General features: G+C 39.8%; 9 protein-coding genes. 6 read left to right on the top strand and 3 right to left on the bottom strand.

Features of this window, described 5'->3' with window-relative positions; translation table 11 throughout:
* The first annotated feature begins 26 nt into the window (after positions 1–26).
* Both M2419_RS20450 and M2419_RS20445 read left to right on the top strand, forming a co-directional pair.
* Complete coding sequence (locus M2419_RS20450) at positions 27–602, top strand: Crp/Fnr family transcriptional regulator (protein ID WP_075994096.1); 576 nt, start codon at positions 27–29, stop codon at positions 600–602.
* 177 nt (positions 603–779) lie between these two features.
* Positions 780–1,241 (top strand): VOC family protein, encoded by a 462-nt coding sequence (locus tag M2419_RS20445; RefSeq protein ID WP_153846805.1) that lies wholly within the window; start codon positions 780–782, stop codon positions 1,239–1,241.
* A 168-nt stretch (positions 1,242–1,409) separates the two neighbouring features.
* On the opposite strand, the gene M2419_RS20440 is transcribed toward M2419_RS20445, so the two are convergent.
* From M2419_RS20440 to M2419_RS20430, 3 genes are all read right to left on the bottom strand, one after another.
* Complete coding sequence (locus M2419_RS20440) at positions 1,410–1,745, bottom strand: HopJ type III effector protein (RefSeq protein WP_075994097.1); 336 nt, start codon at positions 1,743–1,745, stop codon at positions 1,410–1,412.
* Positions 1,746–1,823: 78 nt separating this feature from the next.
* Positions 1,824–3,662: a UbiD family decarboxylase gene (locus M2419_RS20435; protein WP_153846804.1), complete on the bottom strand. Its 1,839-nt coding sequence runs from the start codon at positions 3,660–3,662 to the stop codon at positions 1,824–1,826.
* Positions 3,663–3,794: 132 nt separating this feature from the next.
* Complete coding sequence (locus M2419_RS20430; protein WP_153846803.1) at positions 3,795–4,664, bottom strand: NAD(P)-dependent oxidoreductase; 870 nt, start codon at positions 4,662–4,664, stop codon at positions 3,795–3,797.
* Between the two features lie 482 nt (positions 4,665–5,146).
* Here M2419_RS20430 and M2419_RS20425 point away from each other — a divergent pair, with 482 nt between their 5' ends.
* From M2419_RS20425 to M2419_RS20410, 4 genes are all read left to right on the top strand, one after another.
* Positions 5,147–6,403: a deoxyribodipyrimidine photo-lyase gene (locus M2419_RS20425; protein ID WP_227550233.1), complete on the top strand. Its 1,257-nt coding sequence runs from the start codon at positions 5,147–5,149 to the stop codon at positions 6,401–6,403.
* Between the two features lie 181 nt (positions 6,404–6,584).
* Positions 6,585–9,326, top strand: a complete 2,742-nt coding sequence (locus M2419_RS20420; RefSeq protein ID WP_153846801.1) for a 2-oxoglutarate dehydrogenase E1 component — start codon at positions 6,585–6,587, stop codon at positions 9,324–9,326.
* A 64-nt stretch (positions 9,327–9,390) separates the two neighbouring features.
* Positions 9,391–10,632: a 2-oxoglutarate dehydrogenase complex dihydrolipoyllysine-residue succinyltransferase gene (odhB, locus tag M2419_RS20415; RefSeq protein ID WP_153846800.1), complete on the top strand. Its 1,242-nt coding sequence runs from the start codon at positions 9,391–9,393 to the stop codon at positions 10,630–10,632.
* 353 nt (positions 10,633–10,985) lie between these two features.
* On the top strand, positions 10,986–12,056 hold the full coding sequence (locus M2419_RS20410) for a hypothetical protein (protein WP_153846799.1): 1,071 nt from the start codon (positions 10,986–10,988) through the stop codon (positions 12,054–12,056).
* Position 12,057 lies beyond the last annotated feature (1 nt).

The raw sequence follows: 12,057 nt of genomic DNA, 5'->3' as shown, positions 1-12,057 counted from the left end.
TAACGTCGTAATCAAATAACCAGGACATGGATCTAATTAGAACCTTCTATAGTGAGCTTGCGCTCACACCACAGGAATTAACGGCCATCACGGAGAAACACGAAGCCATAACCGTCAAAAAGGGCGATTTTATATTGACCAAAGGACAGGTTTCAAATGCTTACTACTTGATTGAGTACGGACTTACACGCTCCTTTTTACATGATTATGAAGGCAATGAAGTTACCATCGGCTTCTGCAGTGACAATGATGTTGTCATTGAAGTGGCTTCTTTTTTTCAACGAAATCCAACGGTGGAAAATATTCAGGCGCTCATGGAAACCCGTCTCTGGAAAATAAAATTTGAAGATTTTCAGGAACTCTTTCATCAGATTCCTGAATTTAGGGAATGGGGGCGTTCCTGGATGGCTAAAGAACTTGTTCACAGTAAAAATAGAGCTATTGCCATGATTACAGAACCTGCTACTGCCCGTTATCTACGCCTGATTAAGGAAAAACCAATATTGATACAGCAAGCCCCCTTAAAACATATCGCATCTTATTTGGGTATTACCGACACTTCCCTAAGCCGTATTCGAAAAGAAATTGTCCATGGAAATTAGTCCTTTTTAATGAATAAAGGACTAATTTTTAAATCTTGCCTTAAGGCAAGATTTTTAAGAAAACTTCAGTTTAATTTTATGAATGTACTCCCACGCTATTTATTGTAGTCCCATGGGAATAATACAGTGAGAAAAAGAACTAAAAGAAGTAATCATTATATTCAAAAATTAGAAATCATGGCAAAATTACACGCTTATCTAAATTTCAACGGAAACTGTGAAGAAGCATTCAATTTTTATGAAACAGTCTTCAACACAAAAAATCCCGGCTACATGCGCTATGGAGATATCCCTGCTGATCCACAAATGCCACCTGTTCCAGACGAAGCAAAAAACAAAATCTGTCATACAGCAATTTCGATCAATGGAGACAGCATGCTGATGGGTGCTGATGTCATTCCTGCTTTTGGTCAACAATACATTCAAGGAAACAACAGCTACGTCATGCTGATGTGTGAAAGCACCACAGAAGCAAAAACATTGTACGATGCACTGAGTACCAATGCAAAGGCTGTTGAAATGCCGCTCGGCGAAACATTCTTTGCCGAACTATACAGCGCTTTTCAGGATCAATTTGGCATTTGCTGGATGGTTTATTTTGGCGGAAATAAAGAAGAAGATTGCGAAAGTAAGCCTTAAGCCAGCGAAACAATCAGTAATCTATTTGGCAAAAAAGGGCGGTAACAACAGTTTACCGCCCTTTCTATTTTCGTTGACTTCTACCTATTTTATGCGATCTCAATCGAAACTATCGCTAGAGGAAGTGCATCTCTATTCCACCGTAAGCTACCCCTAAAGCTGAACGTATTATTTCTTTACCAATACCTCTTGCTCAAACAGGATCCCATCCCAGCCATTTGTCCTAAATTGACGAATGTTCTGATGTCCCTCTCCCTCAGGATTATCGAGTACATTCTGATAATGCTCGGCAAAAAGACGCAAAGTATCCTCCTGCGAAAGACCATTCAACTGTGCAAAATAGAAAACTTTTGCACTGCCTTGATTTTCTTCTTTCGAATTTTTCAACGTCCCATTCTGAAATGCACTGGGACTATAGCTGTAATGATCGGCAATATGAGCCAATACTTCCTGAAACTGTAATTCGCTTCCTTTTGATTTAATCAATAATTCTGCTGTATTCATCTTGATGTTATACCTTTTAAAATCTATTCTAATTTAATTTCTCAACCATAAACCTGAATGAACAGGCATTAAGCGCTCTTAAATAACTCCATGCAGCGAACCTCCCTTTGCAGCAAGCTGATCCACACGTCTTTCCACCGCTTCATCTTTAATCAAAGCCGGGGCATGGTGGGGTTTTGTTCGCGCATCAATAATCAGGGGACCTTCACAACCCCAATGTTTAAATGCTGTAAAACTATTTATTCCATAAATATCATACGCAGGGTTACTTCTGGTAAACGTTGTCCAAACAAAGTTATTGACAGTAGCAGCGGTAAAATTGGCGTCATCACATAAAACGATCAATGGAAAACCTTCCAAGGAGCTTGCAGCGGCAGCGCGGCACCATTCCGCCATAATTTCCGATTCATGCTCGTATGTGGAGAATGCCTGTCCATCTATCGCAATAACACCAGGTATGACAAATTTTGCCTGATTGAAAGGTCGTGGCAGCTCAAAATTGGCAGGCAATTCACGACCCAATGTTCTTTTCTTTGTACCAGCGGCAGCAAAAACCACCTTTGAACCCGCATTTAATCCATCTCCGGAATAATCCAAGGTATCAATAGTCGTATTGGTCTGAAAATGAACATCTCGAGTGAGGTCTATGCGTTCAAGGATATGCCCCAAAAAAGCCGGAATATCGTAAATATCCAATTGCGGATTATCTTCATGTGCTGAAATAAACAAATATTTAGCAAGGCTGAGCTGATTTTTACCCAGTATCTGATTGGCTATTGTTAAAATTTCCTGCGGTCGATCGACACGCTGATAAGGCGTATATCGTTCAGACCCTATTGCAAAAAGCAAGGGATGTACACCAGCGGCATCAACAGCATTAACTGCATGGAGACCTGAAATCTCCTTTGGAATAGCAGCACCCGTAATTTCGTGGATTAAAGCACCAAAACTAGTATCTTCCTGCGGCGGTCGTCCCACAACTGTAAAAGACCAAATTGGATTTTTCTTGTGGTACACATTATGCACCTTCATCAAAGGAAACGGATGAGTTAAGCTATAATAGCCGATATGGTCCCCAAAAGGACCTTCTGGTTTATTTTCGTTGGGATAAACGGTACCTGTAATAACGAAGTCCGCATCCGCAGAGATACAAAAGCCTTCATCATCATAAAAATAGCGAAATCTTCTATTTCCCAATGCTCCGGCAAAGATCATCTCAGAGAGTCCTTCCGGCAGCGGCATTACTGCAGACAAGGGATGGGCTGGAGGTCCGCCGACAAAAATGCTAACCTTTAGAGGTTTACCGAGCGCATTTGCCTTAGTTTGATGAACTCCTATACCACGATGCAATTGATAATGTAAACCAATCTCCTGATCGGGCAGATAATCATTCCCGGAAAGCTGAATCCGGTACATCCCCAAATTAGCCTGCATAATACCAGGTTTGGCAACATCTTCGGTATACACCTGCGGCATCGTCACAAAAGCGCCACCGTCCATTGGCCAGTTGACAATCTGCGGAAGTTTACTAATTGATGTTTTTCCGTGAAGTATGGGAGCCCCCGACTTCTTTTTCCAGGGTAAAGCTCCGAGGGCGGTCATCGATGAACCAATATATTGAAAGGGATTTTTCAGCACTGCGGCAGGATTCATCTTAACATCCACCAATTTTTTCAGGTGATCTAACGAATCCCGAAACATAAACTTCGAACGATCCAGCGTTCCAAATAAATTAGACACAGCTGGAAACTCCGAACCTTTGATATTTTCAAAATACAATGCTGGTCCTTCAGCATCAAATACCCGCATATGAATTGCAGCCATTTCCAGATAAGGATCGACCTCTTCTTTGATCCGGATTAAATGACCATGTTTTTCAAGATCCGCAACACATGCTTCTAAACTATTGTATCCCATATATTAAATCTGCTTCAACACGTTAATCCACAAATTTAACAGAATAATTTATTAAACAGGATATAAAGAAAAAACCTTTAGCGATCTTCGATCTGCCTCTCCTATCATCGGTATAACAACCTCAACCATTACCTAGGTATCCATGCAGACATAGGATTTCAAAGGAGTAAATTCAAATGCCTGTACCCGCTGCCAAGTTGAATTATCTACATTTTTCTCATAATAAAGTACTCTTCTAAATTCGTCGATATCTTCTTTATTGATATCATTCAACCTTGTCAGCAAGAGTTTAGCAAAGAATTTATTGACGCTTATTTCTCTCTTTTGACTCTCGGAAGTGCACTTGAGGAAATGGTAAAATAAGCCCCTAAATGTCATTTCTTCATTGCCGCCGAGGTAAATAATTTCTGATATAAAATTATTTTCCCAAGGCATTTCCCGTAGCCAGCGGTATACATCAAGCAAAGGCAGCGGCCGAAACTTCAGTGAAGCCACCCAGTTCCAATAAAATATGGTCTGCCGTTTGGCGAGTTTCGCAAATATCCGGTTTAAAACACTCTCTTTCCCGATCACACTACTTTTAATCACAATGGTATATTGGACACGTAAGTTCTCCAGCAGGTCACGTACAGGCTCCAAGAAATGTTCATCCATTAGCCTTGCGACATAAATGACACGATTATTTCCGGCACGTTTACAAATTTCCACGAAATTGCGCAGACCAAGCAATTCAAGCTGAAGCTGTATATCATTATCAAGTGAAGGAACCTGTGTAAAATAAATCCCAAAATTGAGATCAGTAATTTGAAAACGCTCGAAAGCTTCCCCTTTCCGCAGCAGATCCAATTCAAAAAGCTTTGCCGTCACCTTTTCCTTCACTATTTTATTAAAAAGGGATAAGTTGCGCACTAATCCCGTCACATCAAAATCGCTGGATTGCAAATAACAGGATGCCCGTCGTCCCAAATAGGTATTTAGCCCACTGATTAAAACCTTTTTCATTCGAATTCTCTATTTTTATGGCAATGAAACCACCACGATTTAATGATTCGTTCTCACAATCGTGAGCCATTAAATAGGATCGTTTCTTCCTAGTACGCTGTATTTATGTATTACCCTTTCAATCTCTTAAACGAACAAAATCCCTAGGATGGTTTCATTGGTGATGCAGCTATCTTTTCCATGTTTTTCTTACGCTTTTAATATGTTACTCCGATCGTCTCAAGAGCAACGGCAATGACCTACAAATATCATAATTCTTTGATTTTAGAACAGAGAAACATCAAATAAGTTTAACACTATTTTTATTTTTTCCTAACCAAAATGGAGTAAACCATCCAAACAAGTACCGTCATTGTCCTTTTTTTGTCAATTCGCGCATAAATACTTTCAAGAACACAATATCCTTATATATTTGTAAATCTTCTGAAAATAGGCTGCACTAAAAAGTATTTATCTTCACCTCTATGGACAAAAGGGCTACAATGATCTGGTTTAGAAATGATTTAAGACTTCATGACAATGAAGTCTTTTATCAAGCTTCTGAAAAAAGTTCATTTATCATCCCGGTATACTGTTTTGATCCCCGATATTTCGACCGCAATCAATTTGGCACCTTAAATACCGGTGTTTTACGGGCGGCTTTTGTCATCGAAGCCGTGACCGCTTTAAAAGAAAAATTAAAGAGCCATGGTAGCGATTTATTGACTTATATTGGCAAGCCTGAAGATATTATTCCAAGAATAGCACAAAAATACCAAGTCAACGAAGTTTATCATCACCGCGAAGTGGCACTTCGGGAAACTTCTATATCGGAAAAAGTAGAAAGTGAGCTTTGGAGCAGTAAAATAAATTTGCGTCATTTCATTGGCCATACCCTTTACCACAAGGAAGACCTTCCTTTCCCTATTAAAGATATACCCAATGGTTTTTCTATTTTCAAGAAAAAAGTTGAGCGGGAAAGTCTAGTTCGACAACCAATCCCATTTCCGACCAATTTCCTTACCCCTCCCCATCTCGAGGACACCAAAATTCCGTCATTAAAAGATTTAGGCTATTCAGAGGAGGAGATCAAATCTGTTGATGACATCTATATTCTCGGTGGCGAAGACACGGCGCTTAGTATTATGCATGCGGTATTGTCAACCTATCCGGAAACGGACCAGGACCCCTTGATTCTAGGGCCTTTTATAGCTTCAGGTGCCTTGTCACCTATTTTACTCTATAACAATATCAAAAAACTTGGTGAAGGTAAGAAGGACAAACGATTTGAAAAGATTGTCGACATTCTTCTCTGGCGCGATTATTTTAGGTTTATGCTTAAAAAATATCCAAATATATTTTTTAAGCCACAGGGCACTAAAAACAGCTCCCATCAGAATCATCCGAACTTAGAGGGGAATGAAGAATTATTTGAAAAATGGAAATCGGGCCATACAGAACACGATTTTATAAACAGTGTGATGGTCCAGTTACAGAAGACCGGCTATATCCCTTATCAGGCACGCTTAATCGCAGCCAGCTATTTAGTTCATGAGTATCAGGTAAACTGGCTTCGTGGCGCCTCCTGGTATGAAGAGCATCTATTAGATTATTCTCCAGCAACTGTTTACGGACAGTGGTCTCATATTGCCGGAGTTGGGACAAGTGAAAAAGACAATAAAGCACTGGATTGGCAAAAATTGATCAAAACTCATTTCCCAAATGGACTTCCAAAACTGGAGGAAATACTGGTTAAATAAATCTTCGGCAGAAATAAATAATTCCAATAGAAAATAAATTTGTAGTACGCTAGAAGCCCTTTTTAAATCATGCTAAAAATGTTAAGAATTGGATAGATTTATTGATTAAATTATTCAATTTCAGTATTAGAAACTCTTTTTTTATTCATAACTTTGACAAATTTCATAGTTTTAATTGTAAATGGACAATCTGACATATTTGAGTAATGCTGATTCGGCTTATGTCGATGGCTTATATCAATCGTACAAGCAAGATCCCCAATCGGTAGATTTCGGATGGCAAAAATTCTTTGAAGGTTTTGATTTCGGTCAAAATGCTGGTGGAACAACAAGTTCAGTAGGTGAAGCTACTCCTGAGCACGTATTGAAAGAAATCAATGTGCTGAACATGATCAATGGCTACCGTGACCGTGGCCACCTATTCACACACACTAACCCCGTTCGTGAGAGACGTAAATACTATCCTGGCAAGGAATTAGAAACGTTTGGTCTTGCTGAAGCAGACATGAACACCGTTTTTAATGCAGGTGTTGAAGTCGGTTTAGGTCCAGCGACATTAAAAGACATCCGTCAATTGGTGGAGGATACTTACTGCCGTTCTATTGGTGCAGAATTCAAATATATCCGTAACCCAGAAAAAATTAAATGGTTACAGGACCGTATGGAAGCGGACCGTAACATGCCAAAATTCTCTTTGGACACAAAAAAGAGAATTTTAAACAAATTAAACCACGCCGTTGTATTCGAAAACTTTTTAGGCACTAAATTTTTAGGTCAAAAACGTTTCTCATTGGAAGGTGCGGAAAGTTTAATTCCAGCATTAGATTCTGTCATTGAAAAAGGTGCGGAAATCGGTATCCAGGAATTTGTTATCGGTATGGCTCACCGTGGCCGTCTGAATGTATTGACTAATATCATGGGTAAATCTTACAAATCAGTATTCTCTGAATTTGAAGGTAAGACTTATGCAGATGATCCTGAAGTAAACTTTGGTGGTGACGTAAAATACCACTTGGGCTTTTCATCTGAGGTTAAAACAAACGATGGCAAATCTGTCCACTTAAGTTTGGCACCGAACCCTTCACATTTGGAAACTGTAGATCCAATCGTTGAAGGTATGGTTCGTTCTAAGATCGATTTCAAATACGAAGGTGACTCTTCTAAAATTGCACCGATCATCATTCATGGTGACGCAGCAATTGCTGGACAAGGTGTAGTCTACGAAGTAACCCAAATGTCCAAACTTGATGGTTATAAAACTGGCGGTACGGTGCATATTGTCATCAACAACCAGATTGGATTTACAACAAACTACAAGGATGCACGTTCTGGAACATACTGTACAGACGTTGCAAAAATCACTTCTTCACCCGTGTTCCATGTGAACGGTGATGACGCTGAAGCGGTAGTTTATGCGATTAATTTAGCTGTTGAATACCGTCAAAAATATAAAACAGACGTATTTATCGATCTGTTATGTTATAGAAGATTTGGACACAATGAGGCAGATGAACCAAAATTCACGCAACCATTGTTGTATAAAATCATCGAGAAACATCCGAACCCGAAAGAAGTTTATGCTAAAAAATTAATTACTGAAGGAAGTATTGACGAGGCGTATTCTAAAAATATCGAGAAGGAATTTAAAGCTGAATTGCAAACTAAATTTGAGGAATCTAAAACAGTTGAGGTATTGACTGAAGAGATTCCGATGTTTAAAGGTGCATGGGAAGGATTGCGTCCTGCTAAAAAAGGTGAAGTATTAACAACCTCGGATAAAACGAAAGTTGCAAAGGATCTATTCTTAAAATTAGCGAAAGAAATCACAACCTTACCTTCGGACAAAAAATTCTTCCGTAAGATTACACGTTTGTTTGAAGATCGTGCCAAAATGATCAGTGCTGATTCATACGATTGGGCAATGGGCGAATTGATGGCTTATGCGACATTGTTGGATCAAGGTAACCGTGTACGTATCTCGGGTCAGGATGTACAACGTGGTACTTTCTCACACCGTCATGCGGTATTGACGCTTGAAGATTCGGAAGAGAAATATGTTCCTTTAGCCAATATTAAAGGTGGCGATAAATTCTCTATCTACAATTCGTTACTTTCAGAATATGCTGTTTTGGGATTTGAATATGGTTATGCATCTTCTAATCCAAATTCGTTGACAATCTGGGAAGCTCAATTCGGAGATTTCTACAACGGTGCTCAAATCATCGTCGATCAATATTTATCGAGTGCAGAGACAAAATGGAAACGTTCTAACGGTTTAGTTATGATGCTTCCTCATGGTATGGAAGGTCAGGGTCCTGAACACTCTTCAGCACGTATCGAAAGATTCTTAGAGTTATGTGCGGATGAGAATATGATCTTAGCAAACTGTACTACTCCGGCTAACTATTTCCACTTGTTACGTCGTCAACTGGTACGTGAGTTCCGTAAACCATTGGTTGTATTTACGCCAAAATCATTGTTGCGCCACCCTAAAGTGGTATCACCGTTGAAAGATTTTACAGAAGCTGCTTTCCAAGAGGTAATCGATGATGCAAATGTTGCGGCGAAAGACGTTAAACGCGTGTTGTTCTGTTCGGGTAAAGTTTACTACGACTTATTAGAAAAACAAGAAGCGGACAAACGCAAAGATATCGCTATCGTGAGATTGGAGCAATTATTCCCAATTCCTACAGAGCAATTGAAAGCAATCCGTAAAAAATACAACAAGGCAAAAGAATTTGTTTGGGTTCAGGAAGAAAATGAGAACATGGGAGCATGGTCTTACTACTGCCGTAAACTAATGGGTACTGAGATTGCATTTACAGGTTTTGTTGCCCGTAAAGAAAGTGGTAGTACAGCTACGGGTTACATGAAACAACACGTTGCACAACAAGCAGCGATCTTAAATAAATCATTCGAATAAAAACAATTTAAAATCAATTGCGTCTTAATCTATAGGACGCAATTGTCAATAAAGAACATTATATATGAGCTTAGAAATTAAAGTACCAACCGTAGGTGAATCAATCACGGAGGTAACCTTATCACAATGGTTGAAACAAGATGGCGATTATGTGGAGATGGATGAAAACATCGCCGAACTGGAATCAGACAAAGCAACGTTTGAATTACCAGCTGAAAAAGCGGGTATCTTAAGAATCATTGCACAAGAAGGTGATACTTTAGAAATCGGTGCTGTTGTTTGTACAATTGAAGAAGGCGCTGCTCCTGCCGGTGGTTCAGATCCAGCTGCTGCCCCTGCTGCAGAAGCATCAAACGCAGCTCCAGTTGCGGCTGCCGCTGCAAAAGATGAAGATCCAGATAGCTATGCTGCTGGTACAGCTTCTCCTGCTGCTGCAAAAATCTTAAGAGAAAAAGGAATTGATCCTTCTACAATAAAAGGAACAGGTAAAGAAGGTCGCATCACAAAAGAAGATGCCGAAAAAGCTCAACCTGTTGCTAAAGCTGCTGCACCAGCAGCAAAACCTGCCGCTGCTCCTGCTGCGACAGTTGCTCCGGTAGCGGGTTCTAGAAACGAACGTCGTGAGAAATTATCTTCATTACGTAAAACGATCGCAAAACGCTTAGTTGCCGTTAAAAACGAAACGGCTATGTTGACAACATTCAATGAAGTCAATATGCAGCCGATCATGGATCTTCGTACTAAATATAAAGATACCTTTAAAGAGAAATTTGGAATCGGTCTTGGCTTCATGTCATTCTTTACAAAAGCTGTAACCACGGCATTAGCTGAATGGCCTGCTGTGAATGCACGTATCGAAGATAACGAGATTGTCTATTCTGATTTCGCAGATATTTCAATCGCGGTTTCTGCCCCTAAAGGTTTAGTTGTTCCGATTATCCGTAATGCTGATGCAATGTCATTGGAACAAATCGAAAAAGCAATCGCTGCACTTGCCGTTAAAGCGCGTGACAACAAATTAACGATTGACGAGATGACTGGTGGTACATTTACAATTACCAACGGTGGTGTATTCGGATCAATGATGTCTACACCAATCATCAACGCTCCACAATCTGCAATCCTGGGTATGCACAACATCATCCAACGTCCTATTGCTGAAAATGGCCAAGTGGTGATCCGTCCGATGATGTATATTGCACTTTCTTATGATCACCGCATCATCGATGGTCGTGAATCAGTAAGCTTCTTGGTTCGTGTAAAACAATTATTGGAAGATCCAGCTCGTTTATTGTTGGGTGTTTAAACCTCAATAAAATTGGAAAAATAAAAAGAAAAAGACCTATGCTTTGCGGCATGGGTCTTTTTCTTTCTAAAAATAGCTCCTATTATTGGCCAGAAAGAACCGTCAGTTCGTTTTCATTGCTGTTGGTACCTGCTAAATCATGAAGGTTTTTATTGACATCGGAATAGAAACAATATACTTGACAAATATGAATCGGAGATAGACGAATATAAATCACCTTTTTAATTTCTCCCTTTTAATTTTTACTTTCATCTTGTTAAAGATCAAGCATATCCTAATATACAACCGCCCCAATCATGTAAAGGTCGGCATACAAATATGGAACTTGATATTAAGCAGACAATATCAAGCAAATGAAGTATAAAATACTACTAACAACCGTATATCTATTACTCACTGTAATGACATTGTTTGCCAACATGGCAAATCCAATGAGCCCCCATAGCATAACAGGACAGCTTGTTCCTGCCGCAAAGTTGAAAGTCACCAATGAGCGTATTGACATTCATCTTTTGGCAGACACTTCCGATTATAATTCGGACTATCGCAGTCACTTCAGCATTGTCTATAACATCCATGCAGAAGAGGCTATCGAATTGCCACTGGTATTTCTCGCTTTAAATATGGACGGATTGGATCGCATCCTTGTCAATCAGAACGAAATTGCAGGAAAAAAAATGGATCAACCCGATTCAAAATTCCCCTTTTTACGTTTAAAGGATGGCTATTATGAAATCAGCTATGACAGCGATGAATGGAAGCGTATTTCGCTGAATGATGCATTTCATTTTACCGCTAAGCTTCACAAAGGTGATAACAGTATTCAGGTTCAATACAGCGCTTATATGGGCTATGACCGACGTGATATCCGGACGAGATACAAAATTGACTACCTCTTATTCCCTTCCAGATACTGGTCGTCCTTTGGCCCGATTGAACTGTATCTGCACCTCGACGGGAAGATGGATGTACTTACACAAGATCTGGGAACCGCTAAATTACAGACAGATTCCATTGTTCACTGGAGAATTGATCAGGTAGAAAGGAAAGAAAGTTTTCATATCGAAGTCGGCCTGAAAACCTCCTTGTTAGCAAAAGCAATTCTTTGGATACATCCAGAGCTGCTCGCCCTGATCGGGTCAATATGCCTGCTATACTTGCATATCCGCTGTATTTATCTAAAACACAAAACTGGCCAATACCGCTACGCACTCCTACTTGGGAATCTAATCATTCCAAGCTCTTTCTACTTTTTTATTTGGTTTTGGTCCAGTGTGGCCAACTATCTTGTCAATGGAGTCTTTGATGAAAAGTCCCGCGGTTTTATCCTCTTGGTCATCTTCACTTTACCCCTGATCTACCTCGTCTATGATTTGGTTTTGTTTATTATCGATAGAAGCATTCGCGCTAAATTGAACAGGTAGA

It is taken from the genome of Sphingobacterium sp. BIGb0116, from assembly GCF_024808035.1.
GTDB lineage: Bacteria > Bacteroidota > Bacteroidia > Sphingobacteriales > Sphingobacteriaceae > Sphingobacterium > Sphingobacterium paramultivorum.
The sequence above is the reverse complement of the archived record's forward strand: the minus strand, read 5'-3'. Positions and strand labels throughout refer to the sequence as shown.